The following is a 22,459-nucleotide window of genomic DNA, read 5'->3' as shown; positions in this document are numbered from 1 at the left end:
AGAGAGTGAGAACCCATGAAGCGACGTTTTTCAAGGAGAACGATATGAGCAAAGCCATTCATTGGAGCGGTGTGTTTCCCGCAGTCACGACTCAATTCAGACCGGACTATTCGGTGGATTACGATGCCACCCATAACGTCATTGCGAACCTCGTCCGTGATGGTGTTTCCGGCCTCGTCGTTTGTGGTTCCGTGGGAGAGAACACCTCTCTCAGCACGGAAGAAAAAATTCGTCTCGTCGAAGTGGCCAAGGATGCTTCCGAGAACCGTATACCGGTTATCTCAGGCATTGCCGAGTTCACGACACAGCAAGCCATTCAGGTTGCTTCGCAAGTCGAGAAGGGAGGGGCTGACGGCATCATGCTCATGCCGGCCCTGGTTTATTCGTCCAAACCGTTCGAGACCGCTCAGCATTTCAGAAGTGTTGCCAGCAACACCGACCTGCCAGTGATGGTCTATAACAACCCGCCTATTTATAAGTGCGATGTCACCCCGGATATCCTGATCTCACTTGCCGATTGCGACAACATCGTCTGCTTCAAGGACTCTTCAGGTGACACGCGCCGCTTTGTCGATGTGCACAATGAAGTCGGCGATCGTTTCGTGCTTTTCGCGGGGCTGGATGATGTGATCGTCGAAAGCGTTGCCGTGGGAGCACAAGGTTGGGTGTCCGGGATGTCCAATGCCTTTCCCAAAGAAGGTGAGACACTCTTCCGACTGGCAAAGGCAGGACGTTTCGAAGAAGCGATGCCCTTATATGAATGGTTCATGCCATTGCTGCATCTGGATGCACGCCCCGATCTGGTTCAGTGCATCAAGCTCTGTGAAGAAATCATGGAGCGCGGCACTTCCCTCACGCGCCCACCACGCTTGGCACTGCCGGACAAGGATCGGGCTCATGTCGAGCAAGTCATGCGCAAGGCGCTGGAAACCCGTCCGTCTCTTCCTGACATCAGCAAGTAACGCGATCGGGGCATGCGATGGGCGCACCGGCTGTCTGTCGCAGTCCCTGCCCTACCGATCCGACTCACTGATTCAACCCTCGGTGATGGAGCAGCCTAGTTTATGGCATATATAAGTACCGATGAAGCGTATTCACTGGCGGAGACCATCCTGAAACAACACGGCTTCAGTGATCGACAGACTCGCGCCCTGGCCGATACCGTCGTCGCAGGGCAGCGCGATGAATGCCACTCCCACGGCCTTTATCGACTGTTCAATTGTGTATCGACACTGAACGCCGGCAAGGTCGTCGCCGATGCGGAGCCATGCGTTCATGAGCCATCCGATGCCATCGTCCGCGTCGATGCCAATGGCGGCTTCTCGCAACTCGCGTTCCAGACCGGCCTTCCCCTATTGAACGAGAAAGCCAGACAGCATGGCATGGCCGCTTTGGTCATCAATCGTTGCGTCCACTTTTCGGCACTGTGGGTGGAAATTGAAGCGATCACCGGGTTAGGGCTTGTCGGTTTCGCCTGCAATCCGAGCCATGCTTGGGTCGCGCCTGAAGGCGGCAGCAAGCCTCTGTTCGGTACCAATCCGTTAGCATTCGGTTGGCCCCGTCCCAATAATGAATTTCCGTTCATTTTCGATTTCGCTACCAGTGCCGTGGCACGCGGCGATATCGAACTCCACCGGCGTGAGCAGAGAGCCATTCCCGAAGGCTGGGGAATCGACGCCGAAGGTCAGTCGTCCACGGACCCGGAAGCGGTACTGAATGGTGCCATGTTACCGTTCGGTGGCCATAAAGGATCTGCCCTGGCGGCAATGATCGAACTGATCGCCGGCCCGCTGATCAATGACCTGACGAGTGAAGAATCACTCGCTTACGATGACGGCAGCAAAGCCTCTCCCTACCACGGTGAGCTGATCATCGCCATGGACCCGAGTCACTTCATGGCCGGCAATGACGAGGCCTGCTTTGCCCGGGCGGAGACCCTGTTCCAGGGCATGTTGGACCAAGGCGCCCGCCTCCCTTCACAGCGCCGCTACGAAGCGCGTGAACGCAGTTTCAACGACGGTATTCATGTCCCCGACACGCTGTATCACGATCTCAAGCAGCTCGTGTGATGGACAGACGGCTCTGAGTGCCAGGGCACCTTCGGGTGTCCTGGTCACGTCCCTTCCCAGGTGAACGACAACGCCTGACGTTTTTCCCACGCCATTTCCGCGCTTCATCGACCACCTCACTGTCTCTCGTCGCTCGCCACCCAAGCGATCATTCACCGATATATTCCATGAGACATGGGTGTCACTACGCGTCCCTCTAAGGAGTTACATGTAAAACAATATTACAAATTTTAGGACATGTCATTATACTTTAGTCTTTAAAAGCATCATGTACGATCCCAACAAAGCTTTGAAAAACAACATATAAATTGAAACCGATGAACAACAAGGGCAACAAACTTGTTTGACAAATTTGCATAGCTCTCTCTAATCTCAACCTTCAAATCCCGGCCTTTCCGGGAGCATTCAAGCCCATGAAGGAGAGAGCAGATGAGCACTGCAACGTCGCGTTCGCAGATCGAGAAAGCCTTAGAGGGAGTCTCGGGCGTACATGTGACCCCCTATCTCGATACCGGTCGAATCAACGACGAACTACTCAGCAAGATTGTCGATAACATCGCGCGCTCGGGAACACACAACATTGTCACCGGAGGCAATACAGGGGAGTTCTATGCGCTGACACTTGCTGAAATCGCTCACCTGTACCGGGTTGCCGTCGACAGCAACGCCGGCCGGCGTGTTGTTACAGCCGGCGTGGGACGCAGTATCCATGATGCCATCCAGCTCACCCATGCCGCTCAGGAAGCCGGTGTCGATGCCATCATGGTGCATCAACCCCCCGATCCCTTCGCCTCGCCGCGCATGTTATCGCGCTACGTCGCTGACATCGCCAGTGAAACGGATCTCCCGATCGTAGCCTATGCACGCAACGCGGCCTTGGCTCCGGCAGATTTCGCCAGCCTGGCTGATATCGATAACGTCATTGCCGTCAAGTATGCAGTGCCGGACCCACTGCGAATGGCTGAGTGCATGAGAGCCACCCAAGGCGCATCACTAAAGTGGATCTGTGGTCTGGCGGAAAGCTGGGCACTCCCCTTCTATGCCTATGGCGCGCGAGGGTTTACATCCGGCCTGGTCAATATCAACGCAACACTCTCCATGAGATTCCACCAGGCGCTGGAAGACGAGAACTGGGCACATGCCCGTGACCTCGTTGCCACCATCGCCGATTTCGAAGACATGCGCACCCTTGAACAGAACGGCACTAATGTAACCGTCGTCAAGGAGGCCATGCGACTGGCCAACATGGACGTTGGCCCCGTCCGCCCTCCCGGTGTCGACCGGCTGAATGCGCAACAATCCCAGCGCTTACAGGACATCCTTGCAGAATGGAATCCAAAGCAACCATGAGGTAGCCCCGCGCCACCCGCAATAACCGCACAACAATGGAGATAATCCCATGCCGACTCACTCTCTCAGAACGCTTCTGACCGGTACGCTAGCCGCTCTGACACTGGTCTCGTCCGTCGCTGCTGCGGACTTTCCCAACCGCGACATCCGACTGATCGTCCCCTGGTCCGCCGGTGGCGGTACCGACGGAATCTCACGCAAGATCAGTGATCTGGCCGAAGACCACTTGCCGGTTTCCATCTATGCCGAAAACATCACCGGTGCCGTCAGTGCAACGGGCCTCATGCAACTGATACGGTCCCGCCCTGACGGCCACACCCTGAGTGTAATGACCTACGACAGTGTCATTACCGTGCCTCGTTCCGAATTGGTTCCGGGTTACTCACTTGACAAGATGACACCGATCGCCCGCATCACCCAGGAAGCCGACGCAGTGGTCGTCTCCGAACGCTCTGGATTCTCCGATTTCGACGAGCTGATCGAAGCCGCCAAGGCCGAGCCTGACACCGTGCGTATCGGCGTGATGCCCGAAGGGTCGGGACCTTATCTGGCAGCACGTCGGTTAGAGGAAATGACAGGCGCCGATTTCAACATCATCACCTACCCCGGAGCGGCGGCTGCCGAATCGGAAGCCCTGCTATCCGGTGAAATCGATGCGGCTATCGCCAGTCTCGGGGACTTTGCCGGCTTGATCGACTCCGGAGATGTTCGAGGGGTCGCGGAATTGGCATCGGAGCAGAACCCGACGTATCAAGACGTACCGCCGATCAGCGAACTGGGATTCGAGTTGGAATCCGGTAGTTTCATCGTCCTGGTCGCCCCGGAAAACACGCCCGAGGACGTCATTCAGACCATTGAGTCTGCTTACCATGACGCCTTCACCAGCGACGAATTCCAGCAGTGGGTCGCTAAAGTGGGGGTCACACCCAGTTGGCTCGGTTCCGAGAAAGTCGCCGATTGGATGTATGCGCGACAACAAGAAACCTACGAGTTGATGGACGAACTTGAACTCTGATTCATAACTTCGCCCCCGCAACGGGGGCGATCCTTTCGAGGTAATCAGCCATGTCTCACTATAAGAATTCCGTGAACAAGGCCACCACTCGGGTGTTCCCCTTACTGCTATTGGGCGTATCAGTTGCCTATCTGGTATCAGCCATCCTGCTCGATGAGCCAATCACGAATGGCCGTCTCAGTGCGTCATTCTTTCCCCTCATAGTGGGAGCAGGCTCAACGATTCTTGCACTCATTCTGCTATATCGATCGGCGGTCAGCAGCGCCGATCCCACCAAGGATGAGGCATCATCCAGTGACGCTCATCGTCCCCTATGGGTGATCGCGGCCACCCTCGCCTATATAGTTGCCTTCACTTCACTCGGCTACTTTGTTGCGTCGACTCTCTATGTCTTCGCCATCATCCTTCTCTTCTCCGATCGCACTCACTTACTTGGAAAAGCTTTGATCGCGATGGTCATCACGATCTTCGGCTTTCTGCTCTTCGAGCAGATTTTCCGTGTGCGACTACCAACACTCTGGGGTTGATCATGGATTTCATCGCGCTCGTCATCCAAAGTTTCTCCCTGCTGTTCGACCCGGTCACCCTCTTGTATGTGGTCGCGGGCTTTCTGATCGGCACCGTGTTCGCGGCCATACCGGGGCTCACCGCCACGCTGGCGCTCGCCCTGTTATTGCCCTTGACCTATTCTCTGGACATCACGACCGCCCTCATGGCATGTGCCAGTATCTACATGGCCGGCATGTGTGGCGGCAGCATTACCGCCACGACGATCAACATCCCCGGGGCCCCCTCGGCGATGATGACAGCCCTGGAAGGCTATCCCATGCAACGACGGGGACAGGGGGCCCTGGCGTTAGGGCACGCCTCGCTGGCCTCCATGATCGGTGGCGGCATTGGTGCGACCTTGTTGATCGTGCTCGCCCCCTTCATCGCCGAGGCCTCGCTACTGGTAAAGACGGCAGGCAAGTTCTCGTTGATCGCGTTTGCGCTGATCGTCATCGTGATTGCTCAACGAGGACGGGTTGTCAAGGCAGCCATGGCCGCCTGTCTAGGGCTGATGCTCGCCACCATCGGCCTCGATACCATGGTGCCCGTAGCACGCTTCACTTTCGGCATGGAAGGACTCACTGCAGGTATCGCCCTGATGCCGGTGATCATTGGTACCTTCGCGATCAGCGAGCTTCTGATCCAGGCTGGTGCCGTTGCCGAACATCGGCGCTTGAGCAATGAAATTCGTCAGACCCAGTCCATTCGTCGCCGCGATTTCATTCCCCCACTCGCCTCGATCCGAGACATTGGCATCTGGTGCTATATCAAATCGTCACTGATCGGCTATTTCGTCGGCACGCTGCCAGGAGCTGGCGGATCGATGGGGAGCTTTCTCGCTTATGCAGAAGCAGTGCGTACTTCTCGAGAACCGCAACGCTTCGGCAACGGCAACCCACAAGGCATTGCCGCCTCGGAAAGTGCCAACAACGCCGTATGCGGCGGAGCTCTCGTGCCCATGCTGACCTTTGGTATCCCCGGCGATCCCATCACGGCAATCGTGCTGGGCGTACTGATCATCAACGGAATCCAGCCCGGCCCACAACTGCTGGCCGATCAGGCGACATTGATCGCCCCGATGCTGGCATCACTACTCTTCAGCGCGCTGATACTCATACCGGTCACGTTATTCCTGATCGGGCCCTATTTCCTCCGGATCGTATCGATTCGCAAGGATGTGTTGTACGGCTCGATTGCGCTGCTAGCCGTCGTCGGTAGCTACGTGGCCACCTACTCCACATACCAGATGGGACTGACGCTGCTGTTGGGCACACTAGCCTACTATCTCCGTAAACATGACTATCCTGTCGTTACCCTACTTCTCGGTTTCATCCTGGGACCAAACCTGGAAGAGTTCCTGAGACGGACACTGGCGCTTTCCAACGGGAATCCCATGGTATTCATCACGAACCTGGACAGCCTGTTCTTCCTCTTGTTGACTGTCTTCTTCATCTATTTTCTCGCCATCCGAAAACCGATGAAGTCTGACAAGTCCCCTGGAGAGAACAACTGGACAACCCAATGAATCGCAACACGAAAAACATTCTGGAAACGCCACCAAGAAGGGAAAAGCTGGCCGATCAACTGTATGGCAAGCTCATGCAGGCCATTATCGATGGGACATTCAAGAAAGGTGAGAAACTGCCTTCAGAGCACCGTATCTGTGAGCACTATTCGGTCTCTCGTCCTGTCGTGCGAGAGGCCCTGATGCGTCTCCAGGTCGATGGTATCGTCGTCTCGCGTCAAGGCTCGGGAAGTTATATCCAGCGCATACCACCGGCGGGTCTCACTCAATATGCGGATGCGTCGGACGTCGCTCTGCTACTCAAGAGCTATGAAGTTCGCATTGCACTGGAATGCGAGGCAAGCGCATTAGCTACCGAGCGCCGAAGCGATGAACAACTGAAACAGCTACGTAACGCCCTGGAAGACATGAAAGAGGATTTTTCCCAAGGCCGTATCGCCAGCCAGGCCGACTTCACCTTCCATATGGTCATCGCCGAAGCGACCGGTAACGACATGTTCCCCAATGTTCTCGAGTCCATACACATGGACATCGAAAAGGCCATGAACATGGCCCTGAACATCACGAAGCGTGCCAGCCAGGAACGCATCGACAAAGTACTGGATGAACATTATATGATCTACGCGGCCATCGAACAGGGCGATGCCGAGGGAGCCAGACTGGCCATGCGGCACCATATCAACCGTGTTCGCCAGCGCGTCACGGACAACCTGAGCGATACGTGAAGCACGGGCGAACACTCAGTTCGCTGATTCCACAGCAGGTCATGCGTGTCGTGAATGCATGACCTGCTTCATGACCACCCAGATGATTCGAACCAAGAGCATCGTCTCCATTCCCCGCCTTCCCGTGTTGTCACCTACGTCAATAGGAATAACGGGTCAGGCAGGGGCATTCATCATCTTGAACTTGAGAATGATTATTAATTACAATGCTCTGAGATCGCAACTGCCTTGATGCTAAGGACCATGCCATGGCTGGACGTAACACTACTTACCATCTATTCGATATCACCCTGGCCCGTCGTACCCAGGTCAGCCCCTCGATGGTTCGTTTCACCTTCACCGGGCCGGAGGTCGACCGAATGACGACCCACGCGCCGGACCAGCGAATCAAGCTGTTCTTTCCCAGCCAGGCGGGCGGCCTCGAAGCGCTGGCCGAGATCGCCCGGTTGGAGAGTGACTGGTACGCCGCCTACCGTGCCTTGCCTGATGCCAGCCGGCCGCCCATGCGCACCTATACGATTCGCGCTTTGCGCCCCGAGCACGGCGAAGTCGATGTCGAATTCGTACTGCACGGCGACAATGGCCCGGCCTCACGCTGGGCGATGCATGCTCGTCCCGGTGATCGCTTGGCAATGACGGCCCCCACGACCGAGGTCGAAGGCCCTCGGCTAGGTTTTGAATGGCGGCCGCCGCGTGATGTACAGCGCATCCTCCTCGTTGCCGACGAAACCGCCTTGCCAGCGGTCGCCGGCATTCTGGAGACCCTCGACGCGTTGCCCTCCACGCCCCGGGTCGAAGCCTTGCTCGAGGTGCCTCGCAGTACCGACGTCCAAGCACTGGAGCATCCCGCCGACCTGTACTGGCTACCACGCGACACGGTTCCCGGTACCGGCCACGGAGATCGACTGTTACACGAACTGCGCAACATCGACTTGCGTCGTGAAGTTCTTGCTCTCGACGGTCAGTCCGACACAGCAGACGCCAATGACGAGCCAGACACCGGCCGACTGCTCTGGGAATCAGCAGCGCTCGATGATGAAGCGCCTTTCTATGCCTGGGTCGCTGCGGAATCCAGAGTCGCGATGGGCATTCGTCGCTACCTGATCAACGAGTGCGGACTGCCCAAACGCTACGTTACCAGCATGGGCTACTGGCGCCTGGGCAAGGCGATCGGCTAGGAGAAGCATTCGCCTTGATTCAGTGGCCCGAACGGCACATGCACCGATGGCAATATATTGCTGGTGGCGGATAGATGTGACGCCTGGTCATCGAAGAAGATGTGCGGTTTGATGATGCTGAGCACGTGTTCCTTGGCAATGCCCCCCAGGAAATACGCCTCGTTGACGGTCACTCCCCAACTTCGCATGGTATGGATGACGCGCTCATGGGCCGGCGCATTGCGAGCGGTAACGATGGAGACTCTCACCTTGGGCCGATAACGGCCATGCGTTTCCTCTTCACGCTGCTTTTCCAGCGCCTGAATATGCGCCAGCTTACGTAGAAACGTCGCCAGAAGGCCAGCCTCGGCTGGTACTTGCGCGTTAGTCCGTTCGTATTCGCGGAAGGCGTCGATACCCTCCTGCTGATAAATGGTTTCCGACTCATCGGTGACCAGCACGCCATCGAAGTCGAAGGCAATCCGCAACTCCTCTTCATCGGTCAAATCGAGATCGCCCGATGACAGTACCTGTCCCGCTGGATGCCCCGCCAGAATCGCCTGGTCGACGTCCTGGCGATTGGCCGATAGAAACAGACTGATGTTCAACGCCGGGATGAAACGGTGCGGATAGCGCCCCTGCAGAAAAACCGCCCGCGTGATACCCAACTCATGGTGCTCTATCGATTTCATGACACGCAGCCCGGTCTCCGGATCGTTACGCGACAGCAGCATCACCTCGATCGGAGGATTTTCCGGGCTCAACTCGTTCAGTGCCAGCAGACGCTTGATGAAGGGAAAGGCCACCCCGGTGCCAAGCGGCACGTCCTCATTGTCACGCTGATAGATGCGATAGGCCGCCTCCCCCTGTTCGCGGAAGACCCGATCCGATTCCGCCAGATCGAAAAGGGCACTGGATGCCAGTCCGATCACCAGGCGTTCACTGAGGTCATAAGGCATGGTCATCCCTGCTCATTGTCGATGGTGTCAATACATGCGATCGACCATGCCCCAAGCTTATCCTCCAGGCAAGCGCCAGCCAGTGGAAACTCGCCACCACCTTGCCCCTCATCGGGTAAGATGTCATCGTCATCTGAGAATGCCTATCAATTCGTGCTAAGGAGCGTGTGCTGTGTTCATCGCCATGAATCGTTTCCGGGTCAATCCCGAGAGAGTCGAAGAGTTCGAACAGATCTGGCTGGAGCGGGAAACCCACCTGCAGGGCCTGCCCGGTTTCATCGAGTTTCACATGCTGCGCGGCCCCGAGGAGGAGGATCACGTCCTCTACGCTTCTCATACCCTCTGGCGTTCACGCGAGGACTTCGAGGCCTGGACGCACTCCGAGGCGTTCCGCGCCGCGCACGCCAATGCCGGCCAAAGCCGTCGCGAGGGGCTCTATCTCGGCCCGCCGAAGTTCGAGGGCTTCGAGGTCATCCAGACGGTCGGCAATGACTGATCACGATAGCCATGCAAGATTGGCAGTCGTCACCGGCGCCAATGCCGGGCTCGGCTTCGAAACCGCCAGGGGGCTGATTCGTCAAGGCTACCGGGTCGTCGTGGCCGCGCGTCATCCGGACAAGGGCCATGCGGCGGTCGATGCGCTGCGCGGTGACAGTCCAGGGGCAGATAGCCGTTGCGAGCCGCTCGATCTGGATAGCTTGGCCTCGGTGCGCGATTTCGCCGCCCGGCTGCGTGCCCGCGAATCCTCGCTGAACCTGCTGGTCAACAATGCCGGCATCATGGCGTTGCCGACGCGGGAATTGACCTGCGATGGCTTCGAGCGTCAATTCGGCGTCAACTACCTGGGCCATTTCCTGCTGACCAGCCTGCTACTTCCTTTGCTGTTGTCGGCACCGACGCCACGCGTCGTACAGCTCTCCAGCCTGGCGCACCGCGGCGGGAAGATCGATTTCGACGACCTACACGGCGAGCACCGCTACGACCCCTGGCGTGCCTACCGGCAATCAAAACTCGCCATGCTACTGTTCAGCCAGGCGCTGCAGCGGCACAGTCGTGACGCAGGCTGGGGACTGGAGAGCCTGGCGGCACACCCCGGTCTCTCTCGCACGGCTCTGCTCGAGCATGGTGTCAACAGCCGTGCCATGATGGGCCGCCTCTTCAGGCTGGCGATGCCTTTTATTACCCAAACGTCGTCCGAGGGCGCACGCCCTACCCTCTACGCCGCCACCGCCAGCGACATTCGCCTCGGCGACTACATCGGCCCCGCCGGTATCGGCGAGACACGCGGTGCGCCCAAGCGCGCCCATATGGCCCCTGCTGCTCGGGATCAGGCCGTCGCCGAACGGCTGTGGCAAGTCTCCTGTGAATTGACCGAGGCAACGTGGCGCAAGGCGTGAGCGGTCCCATTCCCGACGCCCTGGTCTACATCGACATCACCCCGCCACTGGCTCACCGTAGTGGAAACCGGTCGCGGGATGTCCGATGGAACGGTGACGAGGGAGACGATGCGAGTGAATGGGTTGGGGAATTATAGGAATAGCCACGCCGTAGCAAGTAGGACTGGCAGCTATCGGCCATGAGCGGACGTTCAATGAGCGCTAATATGATGCCTAAGTTCAGGTGTGATTGAGGCAATGTGTGCTCTTTCTTAAACAAAGGTGCGTGCGGGTCACACTTCACCTGCAATATATTGCTAGCTGTATTTAGCACCCAGCATGTACATCTCCGCCTTCAGTTGAAGACTAAGCCGTTTCGTAATGTCGGCCAGCTTTTTCATTTCATCAGAAGTACACTCTGGGTTACGGAAGCTCCCCCTTCAAACTGAGTGATATTCATCAAGTAGGGAAAAATGGACCGCTAGACACCTATGTATGAGTCGGTTCGCCTCTTACCAACCTTCTCAAATCAATGACCAAGGGCTTCGCGGCGCATAAAGGCCCAGTCAATCAGTGCCTCAAGAGAGGGACCAAGTGCGATGCCCATCTCGGTCAGCGTATATTCCACCTTTGGCGGAACTTGCGGATAAACCATCCTTGTAACAATGCCATCTTTCTCCAGCTGCCGGAGCTGCTGGATGAGCATCTTCTGGTTGACACCGTCGACGCGACGTTCCAGCTCGGAAAAACGTAACGGTTTCTTTGCCGCAAACAGCTGAATGATAATGACAATTTTCCATTTTCCTTCAAGCACTCGTAAGGCTTCGCTGGTTGCGGAAGCCCAAACGAGCTGCTGTTCAGGGTCTTCGCAACGCCAATCTCGATCCGTCATACTTACCTTCTGGTGGGTATTGCACTTTTTAGTAGGTTCTTGCGCTTATGTTCGCTTGTCTCTATTTTGCTTTAAAGCAACTTAGAAGGCTAGGTATAGAAATGAAAATCGGTGTAATAGGTACGGGTAACATCGGCGGCACGCTTGCCCGCAAGTTAACCACCGCGGGACATCAGGTTCGCGTAGCAAACTCCAAAGGCCCGGACGACGTTCGGCCGTTCGCAGACGGAATCGGCGCTGAGGCGGCCGACACTCACGGCGCGGTCAACGAGGTTGATCTGGTTATCCTGGCGACTCCGCTATCAGCCATTGCAACGTTTCCTAAAACGCTCTTTGAAAACATCCCTCAAACGACGCCTATCGTCAGCACAAGCAACTACTACCCAGAGCTAGGCGATCCGCGTATTCCCGATATTGATGCGGGGCAGGTGGAGAGCGTATGGGTTGCGGAGCAAATTGGCCGCCCCGTGATCAAGGCTTTCAATAACATTCTGGCTTATTCCCTGGCTGAGTTGGGCCGCCCGCGAGGAGCAGAAGACCGACTTGCAGTGGCGGTGGCCGGTGATGACGTTGATCAGAAACAAAAGGTCATGGGGCTCGTCGATGAGATCGGCTTTGACCCGGTCGATGGTGGAACTCTGGATGAATCGTGGCGGCAGCAGCCATCAACGCCCTCCTACTGCTGCGATTGGGATGGCGAGACAATGCGCAAAGCGCTGGCTGCCGCGGTGGAAGGCGAGGCACCTCGCAAGCGCGCTCAGTTGCCTGAGCAATTTGCTGTACTCGGGTCGAACCCGACCCATGCCGATGTCGTCACTCTTAACCGGTCTTTGAATTGGCCCGACTAAGTGGGCAGACCGGTAGCGATACATCCAATTATTCCACGCAAGGAGAAAAGAGATGAAAGCTGTCAGATGGACGTCTGCTGAAAAGCCAGACCTGGAACACCATGACGAACCAACGCCAACCCCAACAGACCATGAGGTGCTGGTTCGCGTTCATGCTGCCTCACTGAACTTTCGTGATCAGGTGATCTTGAATGGTCAATATGGTGGGCCAACCAAGAAAAACGGTATCCCTCTATCTGATGGGGCAGGTGAAGTCGTCGCGGTTGGCGATAGTGTCACCAGAGCTAACGTCGGTGATCGGGTATCCGCAAGTTGCAACCCACACTGGGTCGGTGGCCCCATGCAAGCGGAGTATCATCTGAATAGCTTGGGAATATCGGCAGATGGGTGGTTGTCTGAGTATATTCTCATGCATGAAAACGCCGTTGTGCATCTGCCTGACTCCCTATCGTACATTGAAGCCGCATCGTTGCCATGCGCAGCCGTTACGGCTTGGACAGGCCTCAATCTGTCATCCCCCCTTCAGCCGGGTCAAACCGTTCTGGTACAGGGCACTGGCGGTGTCGCGCTTTTCTCGCTACAGGTAGCACGGATGTTCGGTGCGCGCGTCCTGGCAATCACGTCTAGCGATGAGAAGGCCGAGACACTGAAGTCATTGGGTGCAGATTCGGTGGTTAACTACAGCACCTTCCCGGATTGGGATCGCGAGATTCTCGAACTGACCGATGGCAAAGGTGTCGACAAAGTCGTCGATATCGCGGGTGAGAAAACCATCGTCAAGTCTGCAGCCTCGTGTCGAATCGGTGGGGAGATTGCGATAGTTGGATTCACAAGCGGTATCGGTGGTGGTCTGCCACCCATCGACATACTGTCACGCTCTCTTCGGGTTGCCGGCACGGCCATTGGCCCTCGGCTTAATTTCGAAGCGCTGCTCGCAGCGATGGGCCAACATGAAATGAAACCAGTCATTGATCGGGTTTACCCGTTCGCAGAATACCGTGAGGCCTACCAGCGTCTTGCCAGCGGTAGTCATGTCGGCAAGGTCGTGATTGACGTGGCGCACTAACCCATAACTGATTAGCCCTACAAAGAGTTTACATAGTGGACAGTCGACAGATTGATGAGCTTACAGCCCTGCTTGCCGTCGCTAACGATGGATCTTTCGTTCAAGCGGGGCGTCGATTACATCGTCATCCCACTATCATCTCCAAACGTATTGCTTCACTTGAAGCTCGGCTTGGGGTGCGGCTGGTCGAAAGAACAACGCGTCAAATCCGACTGACCGATGCTGGGCGACGGCTGGCAGACAAAACGGAATCAGCGGTCGACTCTCTTCATAATGCCGAGCTTGAGGCTAGCGATGGCGCAGAACACCTTCGGGGCAAGTTGCGTTTGGCCTTTCCAGCCACGATGGGGCGCTTATGGCTTGCGCCTATTCTGCCCGAATTTCTGAAGATGTACCCTGCCCTAAAAGTTGACGTCTTTTACAGCGAGCAGTACGTGGATCTGGTCGGAGAAGGGTTCGACGCGGCCATTAGAATTGGTGTCCTTCAGGATAGCCGATTGAAGGCCCGCAAGCTTTGGCATCAAAGACGGGTGCTTGGCGCGTCGCCTGAGTATGTGGCTAAACATGGGTTACCAAACGAACCCAGAGACCTCATCCATCACAACTGTTTGGCGTTTCCCGCCTTGGCAACGTTTCCAGAATGGCAGCTCTCAAATGGAGATCATGTAGAGTCAGTCATAACAAAGAGTTCTTTACTGTCTAACGACAGCCTCGCGCTACTGGAGGCCGCACGCCAGGGCATTGGCATTTTAGGCGCAGGCGATTGGCTAATGGCAAAGGACTTTGCCCAAGGTTCTCTGGTGCCCGTGTTGCCCAACTGGTCTTTTGACGCCAGCGGTGGAATATATTTGGTACGCCCGTCGGCCGATTTTGCGCCCGCTCGAACAGAAGCATTTATTGAATGGATCGTCGGTTGCTTCGAAAACGGACCGCCTTGGCTCTCTCGGTAACGTCACCAGGTGAGACTGTCGTTCTAACTAATCATGGTGCCAAGAAAAGTACGCAGCGTGATACCGATAACGCCTCCTAAAATGGCAGGGAGAGCGGTTTTGCCTAAACGCGCACCAGCGGATAGCAGTATGGCGACTCCCGGTAAATCAAGTGGGTGCAGCAAAAACCCCGCACTGGTCAAGCTCACCAACGATAAATTGAGCTGATCCTGAGCCTTCAGATCATGCATGACACCCACTAACGCGGTACTGCCCGCCAAATATTTAGTCAAGAACGGTAATAGGAGTTCAGGCTCCGCACCCACTATGCTCATAACGGGAGCCATCAATGCCTGTAGGCTAACGATGGTTCCCGCATGCCTCAAAGCTGTCACTACAACGAGAGACAGTAACAGCATGGGGATGATATTAATGACAATCTGAATGGCCTCAGCGCCACTGGTGTTAATTATCTTGAGGACTGAAAATTTTTCCGCCGCTTTCTGTTCCAGATCCTCAGCATTATGGGGTTGCCTGGATAGCTTTCTTCCCCAGAGCCAGTAAGTCGTGGCTGCTGCCATCAATCCGCCGAGCAGGGAAATCATTAGCGCTTCACCGGCATTCAGCCCCATCACGGCGAGTGGAAAAACGGCATTGGCAGGAGCCATGGCAAGTATGGCGGCAAGTGCCGCCGCAAGATGCCTGTTGGAAGCGCCTCTTTTTTCCATCAGAACCAGCGTTGGGAGCGGCGCGACGAAGCTTACGAAACTTATCTGCAGCATCGCCAGCACGCCTAATCCGTTCAGGCCAAAGGGACGGGCAATAGGCGCCACCCCGGTCATAAACTTCTCTAGCCCACCGCTGACTTCAAAAAACCGGAGCAGAACCATCGTCACTACCATGATAGGCAGCAGTGTATAGAGGGCAACATCGACAGCACTCCGCCCTGCTTCGAGCACTATAACGATAATGGCTTCCATTATTCAGGCCTCAGCACGATCGGCCCCATGGCTGTTCGGCTTTCTAACGCTTGCTGCGCGTCAGGCACCTGCGTTAGCGGATATGGTTTCCAGATATCCACAGCTAGGATGCCAGCCTCGGCAGCGGCATAGACCTCACGAGGCGGCAGGACATCCGGGCTTCCTGTTTTGGTGATATGGATTTCGTGTGCCATGCCTTCCTCCGTATCGAAATGAAGCTTTATAAAATACTCGGCAAAGCGAAGACGAAGGACAACAGTAGAATTTGCACTTAACACCTGCACAGGACACAGGAATGTCGAAGAGCTTTTTCATCTCTGGGTTAGCGGGGCGGCTTTAGCTGTGGAGACTGCCAGGTCACTGCTGGTTTCGACGATGGTGAGATCACTACCGATGGCGGCGTCCTGCTGCTTCTGCCTGTCCATGCCTTAGCACATGACGTGCACGAATTGATCCATTCTTAGACCTCCACCCGATGGAGGATCATGCCATGAACGTTTCGACTGAAATCTCCTTTACACCTTGGAATAAAGGCAAGTTGGTTGGGCAGAAAGCTCCTTTGCGTCTTAGAGATATTTGGGCCATCCGTATTCGTCTACAGCTTGCCAAAAAGACGAGAGACCTCGCCCTCTTCAATTTAGCCATCGATAGCAAATTACGAGGCTGCGACCTCGTTAATTTACGAGTACGGGATATAACCCACGGTGCGTGCATATCTCCACGAGCCATCGTGATGCAGAAAAAAACGCATCGACCTGTCCAGTTCGAAATAACCGAGCATACCCGTATCGCTATTATGGCTGGATACAGCTTGCACAACTCAGAAACGAAGACTTCTTGTTTCCCAGCCGAATCAATAGCGCAAAGCATCTCTCCACGCGCCAATATGCTCGTATCGTGAAAGCTTGGATCACCGAAATAGGTCTAGATGCGTCAATTTATGGCACGCACACGATGCGTCGTACAAAAGCTTCGCTGATATACCGTCGCACGAAAAACTTAAGGGCAGTGCAACTGCTCTTGGGTCACACGAAGCTGGAAAGCACCGTCCGATATCTTGGGATTGAAGTAGATGATGCTTTGGAAATGGCAGAACAGACAGAAGTTTAATACGGACAAACGACGGCAGATGTCGGGCCGTCGTTACCCGGCCAAGAGCAGCCTTTTAGGTGGATCTGATGTAAAGTCCAAATAAGGTGCGCCGTAGGCGTCACCTCGATTTTTTTGTTTGGTTTTTTCCTAGACGCCTAGATTTAAGGCTGTCTCGTACAGTGTTAAACATTTCTCGCTTAGATTCTGTTACCCATGATTCCTGAGATGAATCATATTTGAGAAAATAATCTGTGAGGCCACCCTTTATCCATGTGAATTGATCTCTGTAATTATCAAATCCATCAGGAATATAACTCCTGTATGGGTCATAAACCACAATGGTTCTAGACTTGCATTCCAGCCATTGTTTTAGCGCATCATTGATATGCTCATCTCCGAAACTGTAACCTATAACTGTTAGCTGATCTGTGGCGTTAAGTTGTTTCTTGAAAAATTGTAATAGTGATACAGGAATTATTTGATCGAATTGACCTTTGAACTTATGAGCACCAGACAGTAATGATCGCCTTAAAAATTGAAGCTCCCCTGAACAGTCATAAACACATAACTCATTTGTAGTTCTAACACCATCTCTTTGAAGTATATCGAGACTTCTATCCTCTATCTTTCTTATCTCTGCATAGTTTGAACCGACGAAACTGGTCTCACCATATGACTTTAAGAAGAGGTTTTTATCTTCAGCAGAAAATACATCTAATGAGCCATGTAGTTTAATGAGATTTACACCATGCTCATTAGGTTTGAAAAAATCTAGATCTCCATTTTCCAACTCAGATGATGTAACAACCTTAAATTTGGCTATATTACTGTAATTAGTTTTTCTTTTATAAAATCCATCTTTATACGGAATCTTGTAAAAATCTAGAATTTCTTCAAAAACTATGTCGTGATTCAGTGAGAAGATATTTAAAACACCTTCTTGATTTATTAAAGATTTTATACCGTAGTAGTCTTTTATTTTCTCAGATAAAAATTTAAGTGTGTTAGATTGTTCTTCCAAAAGCAACAGCTGTATACATTCTACTAGTTGAACAATTACCCCGTGTGTTCTTTGGCAATTATCTCTATCTTCAATGTGTTTTTTTCGAGCAGACCGACTATTTGCTCATAGTGGATATCCTCATTGCTCAAGACTTCAATAAAAAATGACTTTAATTCGTCATCCGCTTCAAAGTTAAAGAGCTTAGAGTCAAGTCGTTTAAGAATATTTTCTCTAAGAGTCTGAGTAAATTCCCAAACTAAAGGCATTCCTACTTCATACGAAGCTCCTGCTCCTAAAAACACACCTTTCATCTCTGACGTTAGCTCCGATTTATCTTGAAAATCTAACATGGATTATCGTGCTGGCTGCATAACACTGCTGAATCAGCATATAGCTTCTGCCGGGATGTCCGCTGTGGGTCGAAAGCGGCCAAGTGGAAGTGGTGGCTCACGATTCTTAAGATGACATTATCGGAGTCAGAGGCTTCTGTCATCCAACGTTCGCCCCTTTTTGACCAAGGTGGAAGTAATGCAAAAGCAGCCACCAAGCCAACTGCTAGTCATGGGAAAATTAGCCCATGGCGCTGCGCACGCACTGCCAAGCAATGACGGTTGTTAAAGAGATTCTCACTTTGACTCTGTCTCCCCTTCCTCCGACGAGCTAACATTGTGCTCGGCGGCGTCTTCGGCACCTTCTTCGACCATCTCCTCGACCGCCTGCTCGTCCTCCGCTGAGGCTTCCGGCTTTCCTTGATCCTTTATAGCCTCGGTCAGCGTGGTGGAAATGCCAAAGTGGTCAGAGCCTTGTACTTTCACTCGGTCGAGGTCGATCAGATGAAATCCGTCAGTGACGAACAGATGGTCGATGGGGTATCGCCACAATGGGTATTCCGCGTGATAGGTGTTCAGTAAACGCCGCCCACGTCTAGGGTCTTTCAGGTCGCCCAAGTCGGCGAAAAGCCGGGTGGTGTCAGACCATGCGACGTCATTGAAGTCCCCGGCGATGATCCAGCGGTTGTCCGGGTCTTTTTCAACATGGCGAGCAATGAGCATGAGCTCTGCATCGCGAACGCGGCTATCCCGACGGTCATCCGTCTTCTCGTTGCTGAGGATTCTATCCTGCAGCCCAGGCGGCACCGGGTGGGCGCCGACGAACCTCACCGGTCCAATTCCCGGCACGTCGAGGGTCGCGAAGATCGAAGGCCGACGATCAGAGACTAGGTGTTTGACCTCTTGCTCCAGCAGCGGAAAACGTGACCACAGGACAAGCCCGAGACCTTCGCCACGAACCTCCCCTACCCGATGTGCGTAATGCTCATCCAGCGGCGCCATCCCCTCGGCCCAGGCGCGGTCAACCTCGATCAGCAACAGTAGATCAGGGTCCTCGCGTCGGATCGTCGCCAATAGCTCAGTGTAGTGGTCATTGGTGTAGGAGATATTGGCGGTCAACACTTTTAAAGTTGTCTGGTCACTACCGAAGTCCAACTCGGCGGCTGGCACCTCGGTCGTCCCAACAGGCGTAAACGGCAAGATGTGCGTTAAGTGCCACCCACCTATCGCGAGGATCACCAGCATCAATACTGCGTGCTCTTTGTGGGGTCGCTTTTGCCACGCGTGCACTCCCAGTAGCAGTGCTGGCACAATCAGCGCTCCAGTCAACTGTAGCCGCGGAAAAGCCCATAGCCTGACCCACCACTGACCGCTAGGTATCAACGGCAGTATGCACAACACTGCCATTACGAGCACCAACAAACGGGTGGCCCAGAGAAGGAGTTTTAACAACATGAGGCCTCTCAATGCGGCAGTTGACCAGAGTAATCCGGAGCATACTTGCTTAGATTGCCGCAAACATTGTGACAATTTAAGCAAATATGTGTCTGGCTTGCTGCCCGCCGCTCTAGCAGCCTTCGAAGATGTGGAGCCGACACTGAAGCGCTACTACAATGGCTTTACAATCACCATATCCCGCAGAAGGCGTGAAATGGGAGGAAGATGTGAACCGTGCCGGGATTCCCGGAGGCTCCAAACCTTGAGAGGATGGAGCCATGAGCATGTCGAAACGATACTCCGCCGAGGTACGCCAGCGGTCGGTCCGCATGGTCTTTGATCACGAGGCCGACTACCCCTCCCAGTGGGCAGCCATCGGCGCCATTGCCCCCAAGATCGGCTGTACGCAGGAAACCCTGCGGAGCTGGGTCCGGCAGGCCGAGCGTGATGCGGATCGCCGTGAAGGCACCACGACGTCAGAGCGTGAGCGATTCCTACGACAACGCGCTGGCCGAGACGGTAATCGGGTTGTTCAAGACCGAATTGATCCGCCAACGCGGGCCATGGCGGCACCTGGAAGCCGTTGAGTTCGCCACTTTGGAATGGGTCGACTGGTTCAATCACCGGCGGCTCCTGGAGCCGATCGGCAACATGCCACCGGCCGAGCGAGAAGCTCTGTATTATGAGCAGCAGGGTCAGGCCAAGCAGGCGGCCTGACTCAAACCAACGAGTCTCCGAGAAAGCCAGTACGGTTCAATGCCTATTTTCAGTCCGGATGAGTGGACATTCCTGCAAAGTGTCGGTGTGTTTGCTGTCTGCGCCGTCACGATTGCGCTGGCCGGGACGCGCCTGACGCGGGTGGTGGACCAGCTCGCAGACAAAACGGGGCTGGGCGAGGCCATAGCCGGTGCCCTTCTCTTAGGCGCGGCCACATCACTTTCCGGTATCGTTCTCTCGGTCACCGCAGCGTGGAAAGGCCATCCCGAGTTGGCCATCAGTAACGCACTAGGGGGAATAGCGGTACAGACTCTCTTCCTTGCGGTAGCGGACCTGTTTTACAGAAGAGCGAATCTCGAACATGCCGCCGCCTCCGCACCGAACTTGTTACAGAATGCCCTGCTTATTTCGCTCCTTGCAGTCATTCTTTTAGCGCCATCTCTCCCCGAGTTCACTTTCTGGGGCGTTAGCCCGGTAACGCCTGTTCTCTTCGGGCTCTATGTCTACGGGATCTTCCTGGTGAAAGGGGCGCGTCAAACACCAATGTGGAAACCGTCTGTTACCAAAGAGACCCGCAACGATGTTCCTGTGGATGATGCCGATACCCCTGCCCTATCTAGGCTCGTGATTGAGTTCGTGGTTTTGATGTCTGTCATGGGGCTGGCAGGTTGGACCTTAGAGCCCGCAGCGACCAACATTGCGGCTCAAACCGGCTTGGGGCAAACAGCCGTGGGGGTATTACTGACCGCTACCAGCACCTCCCTGCCTGAACTAGTGACATCCGTGGCTGCCGTGCGACGCGGCGCTCTGACCCTGGCCGTTGGGGGCATTATTGGTGGAAATGCATTTGATACTCTCTTCACTGCTACGTCTGACATCGCCTACCGTGAGGGCTCTATCTACCACGCGGTATCCGAGGATACGATTATCTGGATCAGCCTGTCGCTGTTAATGACCAGCGCCCTTATGATGGGGCTGATCCGGCGACAGGAGCAGGGTCTTGCTCGGATCGGCACTGAGAGCGCCGCCATTGTCCTGCTTTATGCGCTTGGCGTTGCGCTGGTGCTAATCCGCTAACGGTAAGCTACTTCGGCGATTCATTGCCGAAACAGGCTTGATCCGCAGGTGGAGGAACCCAGGTGGTAGATAAGAAGCGCTCCTGCCTCCACCCCGAATGACGCGGACGCAGGAGTATGTGCCACCAGTGTCAGGATTTATCCCGCACCCACTTCTCGCCATCCTTGTGATACTCCTTTTTGACGGCAGACCAGGCACTTTGTGAGCGGTTTCTTCCCGGTCAGAATCGCCACGGCGACCTTGCGGCTTGCGGTACTCCTTCCAGGCGGAATTAAACGCTTTCCGATAAATTTCCTGAGCGTGAGATGGCAGATTGTTGCGTACGTTGTCGGGCAACTCTGCATTACTGTCGTAAGGCATTTGATCAATCCTCCAAGACGCTTAGGCTGCTTTTCTACCGGCCAGCCGAAATACGCTGTTGGGGCTGTGTGCGAAAGCGCACAGTGAGTGCATCCCGTAATGGTTAACCTCTGTCTGAGCGTGGCAAAGGAAATGCCTAAACAAGGACGTTGCGCTATATCTGGTTCTTCGAAAACTTCCTGCTCAAGCCGTTTCTGAAGGAATATGTGCCCTGAACGCAACCTGTGGCCACATATCAATTCCTATGATGGATCAGGATAGTCGGGATTCATTGTTGTTGTCCCAGAACACTAGGTCCATTCATTTCAAGATAAAGGATTTTGCCATGAGACAATCTCACGATGCCTATCCTTCACGTCTAAAAGAGTCAGAAGATCGGATCGCCCCCTTTATCCGGACCGATCCCGTGATTCATTCCGGCAATGAATACCGTTGGCATGGGCCGCTGGATGAGATCGCGTTATCACAATATGAGCGGGATGGATTTCTGTGGTTTAAAGGGTTCTTTAATCAGGAGCGAATGGCACCGTTCTTTGACGAACTTCGTGAGATGGCTCAGGACAAGGAAATGCTGGCATCAGGCCAGGTTATCCAGGACCCCAACACCGGCGACATCCGCTCAGTGTTCGCCATGCATGACGATTTCCCGGAACTGGCCTGACTAACTCAGTGCCCTGGAAAGCTGACTGGTTCCGTTGAGCTATTGAATCAATGAAAGCAATGCTACTGACTGGTCACGATAAAGCGGTTTTTAGTGGACACAGTTTTAAAACTGCATTATTCGAAGATGACCCTTGCCGCAGATCGCATATGGACAGCTCATGCGTCGTTATTGAAAAATAGCTGGTACTTGTTGCGACCGCTTTTCTTGGCGTGGTACATGGCTGTATCGGCATTATTAAGCAAGGTGGATTCATCGCTGCCGTGATCGGGGTAAACACTGACCCCGATGCTTGCGGTAATATGCAGCTCGTTATGGCAGATTTGGTACGGCTCAGCTAACG

General features: G+C 54.6%; 26 protein-coding genes and 2 pseudogenes. 19 read left to right on the top strand and 9 right to left on the bottom strand.

Annotation, left to right across the window (positions count from 1 at the left end; translation table 11 throughout):
• The first annotated feature begins 44 nt into the window (after positions 1-44).
• The 8 genes from FVV99_RS18010 (at position 45) to FVV99_RS17975 (ending at position 8,411) form a co-directional block, all read left to right on the top strand.
• Positions 45-962, top strand: a complete 918-nt coding sequence (locus FVV99_RS18010; protein ID WP_148255509.1) for a dihydrodipicolinate synthase family protein — start codon at positions 45-47, stop codon at positions 960-962.
• Between the two features lie 102 nt (positions 963-1,064).
• Complete coding sequence (locus tag FVV99_RS18005) at positions 1,065-2,069, top strand: Ldh family oxidoreductase (protein ID WP_148255508.1); 1,005 nt, start codon at positions 1,065-1,067, stop codon at positions 2,067-2,069.
• Positions 2,070-2,498: 429 nt separating this feature from the next.
• The gene (locus FVV99_RS18000) at positions 2,499-3,419 is read left to right on the top strand and encodes a dihydrodipicolinate synthase family protein (protein WP_148255507.1); all 921 of its coding nucleotides are present in this window, start codon (positions 2,499-2,501) and stop codon (positions 3,417-3,419) included.
• 49 nt (positions 3,420-3,468) lie between these two features.
• A complete protein-coding gene (locus tag FVV99_RS17995; protein ID WP_148255506.1) occupies positions 3,469-4,434 on the top strand; it encodes a Bug family tripartite tricarboxylate transporter substrate binding protein in 966 nt (321 codons plus the stop codon).
• A 50-nt stretch (positions 4,435-4,484) separates the two neighbouring features.
• Positions 4,485-4,961, top strand: coding sequence for a tripartite tricarboxylate transporter TctB family protein (locus tag FVV99_RS17990; protein ID WP_148255505.1), 477 nt, complete (start codon positions 4,485-4,487; stop codon positions 4,959-4,961).
• 2 nt (positions 4,962-4,963) lie between these two features.
• Positions 4,964-6,508 (top strand): tripartite tricarboxylate transporter permease, encoded by a 1,545-nt coding sequence (locus FVV99_RS17985; protein ID WP_148255504.1) that lies wholly within the window; start codon positions 4,964-4,966, stop codon positions 6,506-6,508.
• Positions 6,505-7,233, top strand: coding sequence for a FadR/GntR family transcriptional regulator (locus FVV99_RS17980; RefSeq protein WP_148255503.1), 729 nt, complete (start codon positions 6,505-6,507; stop codon positions 7,231-7,233). Before FVV99_RS17985 ends, FVV99_RS17980 begins: the two co-directional genes overlap by 4 nt.
• A 248-nt stretch (positions 7,234-7,481) precedes the next feature.
• Entirely contained in the window at positions 7,482-8,411 is a 930-nt protein-coding gene (locus tag FVV99_RS17975) for a siderophore-interacting protein (RefSeq protein ID WP_148255502.1), read from the top strand.
• Here the strand turns inward: FVV99_RS17975 and FVV99_RS17970 are convergent.
• Entirely contained in the window at positions 8,408-9,355 is a 948-nt protein-coding gene (locus tag FVV99_RS17970; protein ID WP_236645468.1) for a 5'-nucleotidase, read from the bottom strand. The two genes, FVV99_RS17975 and FVV99_RS17970, sit on opposite strands and share 4 nt — an antisense overlap.
• Positions 9,356-9,521: 166 nt before the next feature.
• Between FVV99_RS17970 and FVV99_RS17965 the strand changes: the two genes are divergently transcribed.
• The gene (locus tag FVV99_RS17965; RefSeq protein WP_148255501.1) at positions 9,522-9,845 is read left to right on the top strand and encodes an antibiotic biosynthesis monooxygenase family protein; all 324 of its coding nucleotides are present in this window, start codon (positions 9,522-9,524) and stop codon (positions 9,843-9,845) included.
• A complete protein-coding gene (locus tag FVV99_RS17960) occupies positions 9,838-10,746 on the top strand; it encodes an oxidoreductase (RefSeq protein ID WP_148255500.1) in 909 nt (302 codons plus the stop codon). The genes FVV99_RS17965 and FVV99_RS17960 overlap by 8 nt, the downstream gene beginning before the upstream one ends.
• Before the next feature lie 508 nt (positions 10,747-11,254).
• On the opposite strand, the gene FVV99_RS17955 is transcribed toward FVV99_RS17960, so the two are convergent.
• The gene (locus tag FVV99_RS17955) at positions 11,255-11,617 is read right to left on the bottom strand and encodes a winged helix-turn-helix transcriptional regulator (RefSeq protein ID WP_148255499.1); all 363 of its coding nucleotides are present in this window, start codon (positions 11,615-11,617) and stop codon (positions 11,255-11,257) included.
• Between the two features lie 101 nt (positions 11,618-11,718).
• On the opposite strand from FVV99_RS17955, the gene FVV99_RS17950 reads away from it, so the two are divergent.
• Genes FVV99_RS17950 through FVV99_RS17940 form a run of 3 tightly spaced genes read left to right on the top strand, consistent with a single transcriptional unit; the run spans position 11,719 to position 14,481 of the window.
• A complete protein-coding gene (locus tag FVV99_RS17950) occupies positions 11,719-12,465 on the top strand; it encodes an NADPH-dependent F420 reductase (RefSeq protein WP_148255498.1) in 747 nt (248 codons plus the stop codon).
• Positions 12,466-12,517: 52 nt separating this feature from the next.
• Entirely contained in the window at positions 12,518-13,531 is a 1,014-nt protein-coding gene (locus FVV99_RS17945) for a zinc-dependent alcohol dehydrogenase family protein (protein WP_148255497.1), read from the top strand.
• A gap of 35 nt (positions 13,532-13,566) precedes the next feature.
• Positions 13,567-14,481, top strand: coding sequence for a LysR family transcriptional regulator (locus tag FVV99_RS17940; protein ID WP_201745160.1), 915 nt, complete (start codon positions 13,567-13,569; stop codon positions 14,479-14,481).
• 23 nt (positions 14,482-14,504) lie between these two features.
• Here FVV99_RS17940 and FVV99_RS17935 read toward each other — a convergent pair whose 3' ends face one another.
• The gene (locus FVV99_RS17935) at positions 14,505-15,440 is read right to left on the bottom strand and encodes a hypothetical protein (protein WP_148255495.1); all 936 of its coding nucleotides are present in this window, start codon (positions 15,438-15,440) and stop codon (positions 14,505-14,507) included.
• The gene (locus FVV99_RS17930; RefSeq protein ID WP_148255494.1) at positions 15,440-15,634 is read right to left on the bottom strand and encodes a hypothetical protein; all 195 of its coding nucleotides are present in this window, start codon (positions 15,632-15,634) and stop codon (positions 15,440-15,442) included. Before FVV99_RS17930 ends, FVV99_RS17935 begins: the two co-directional genes overlap by 1 nt.
• Positions 15,635-15,930: 296 nt before the next feature.
• Between FVV99_RS17930 and FVV99_RS19145 the strand changes: the two genes are divergently transcribed.
• Positions 15,931-16,341, top strand: coding sequence for a hypothetical protein (locus tag FVV99_RS19145; protein ID WP_456236716.1), 411 nt, complete (start codon positions 15,931-15,933; stop codon positions 16,339-16,341).
• Entirely contained in the window at positions 16,278-16,550 is a 273-nt protein-coding gene (locus FVV99_RS19140) for a tyrosine-type recombinase/integrase (RefSeq protein ID WP_456236715.1), read from the top strand. The genes FVV99_RS19145 and FVV99_RS19140 overlap by 64 nt, the downstream gene beginning before the upstream one ends.
• A 100-nt stretch (positions 16,551-16,650) precedes the next feature.
• On the opposite strand, the gene FVV99_RS17920 is transcribed toward FVV99_RS19140, so the two are convergent.
• The 3 genes from FVV99_RS17920 to FVV99_RS17910 all read right to left on the bottom strand — a co-directional run bounded on the left by FVV99_RS17920 (position 16,651) and on the right by FVV99_RS17910 (position 19,109).
• Positions 16,651-17,553 carry an SIR2 family protein gene (locus tag FVV99_RS17920; RefSeq protein ID WP_161599049.1) on the bottom strand — a complete coding sequence of 301 codons (903 nt, stop codon included), beginning with the start codon at positions 17,551-17,553 and terminating at the stop codon, positions 16,651-16,653.
• A gap of 35 nt (positions 17,554-17,588) precedes the next feature.
• Positions 17,589-17,885, bottom strand: coding sequence for a hypothetical protein (locus tag FVV99_RS17915; RefSeq protein ID WP_148255492.1), 297 nt, complete (start codon positions 17,883-17,885; stop codon positions 17,589-17,591).
• 276 nt (positions 17,886-18,161) lie between these two features.
• Positions 18,162-19,109, bottom strand: coding sequence for an endonuclease/exonuclease/phosphatase family protein (locus FVV99_RS17910; protein WP_161599048.1), 948 nt, complete (start codon positions 19,107-19,109; stop codon positions 18,162-18,164).
• 470 nt (positions 19,110-19,579) lie between these two features.
• Between FVV99_RS17910 and FVV99_RS18895 the strand changes: the two are divergent.
• The 3 genes and pseudogenes from FVV99_RS18895 to FVV99_RS17900 form a co-directional block, all read left to right on the top strand.
• A pseudogene (locus tag FVV99_RS18895) lies at positions 19,580-19,792 on the top strand (IS3 family transposase); the annotation flags it as partial.
• Positions 19,770-20,018: pseudogene (locus tag FVV99_RS17905) on the top strand (integrase core domain-containing protein); the annotation flags it as partial. The pseudogenes FVV99_RS18895 and FVV99_RS17905, both read left to right, overlap by 23 nt.
• Before the next feature lie 39 nt (positions 20,019-20,057).
• Complete coding sequence (locus tag FVV99_RS17900; RefSeq protein ID WP_148255490.1) at positions 20,058-21,095, top strand: sodium:calcium antiporter; 1,038 nt, start codon at positions 20,058-20,060, stop codon at positions 21,093-21,095.
• Here the strand turns inward: FVV99_RS17900 and FVV99_RS18890 are convergent.
• Entirely contained in the window at positions 21,084-21,455 is a 372-nt protein-coding gene (locus tag FVV99_RS18890) for a ChaB family protein (protein WP_236645467.1), read from the bottom strand. The two genes, FVV99_RS17900 and FVV99_RS18890, sit on opposite strands and share 12 nt — an antisense overlap.
• 325 nt (positions 21,456-21,780) lie before the next feature.
• Here FVV99_RS18890 and FVV99_RS17890 point away from each other — a divergent pair, with 325 nt between their 5' ends.
• Positions 21,781-22,116: a phytanoyl-CoA dioxygenase family protein gene (locus FVV99_RS17890; RefSeq protein WP_148255489.1), complete on the top strand. Its 336-nt coding sequence runs from the start codon at positions 21,781-21,783 to the stop codon at positions 22,114-22,116.
• A gap of 158 nt (positions 22,117-22,274) precedes the next feature.
• Here the strand turns inward: FVV99_RS17890 and FVV99_RS17885 are convergent.
• On the bottom strand, positions 22,275-22,459 hold a 185-nt coding region (locus FVV99_RS17885; RefSeq protein WP_148255488.1), incomplete at its 5' end, for a diguanylate cyclase domain-containing protein.

Source organism: Aidingimonas lacisalsi, assembly GCF_008079445.1.
Taxonomy (GTDB): Bacteria; Pseudomonadota; Gammaproteobacteria; order Pseudomonadales; family Halomonadaceae; genus Aidingimonas; species Aidingimonas lacisalsi.
The sequence above is the reverse complement of the archived record's forward strand: the minus strand, read 5'-3'. Positions and strand labels throughout refer to the sequence as shown.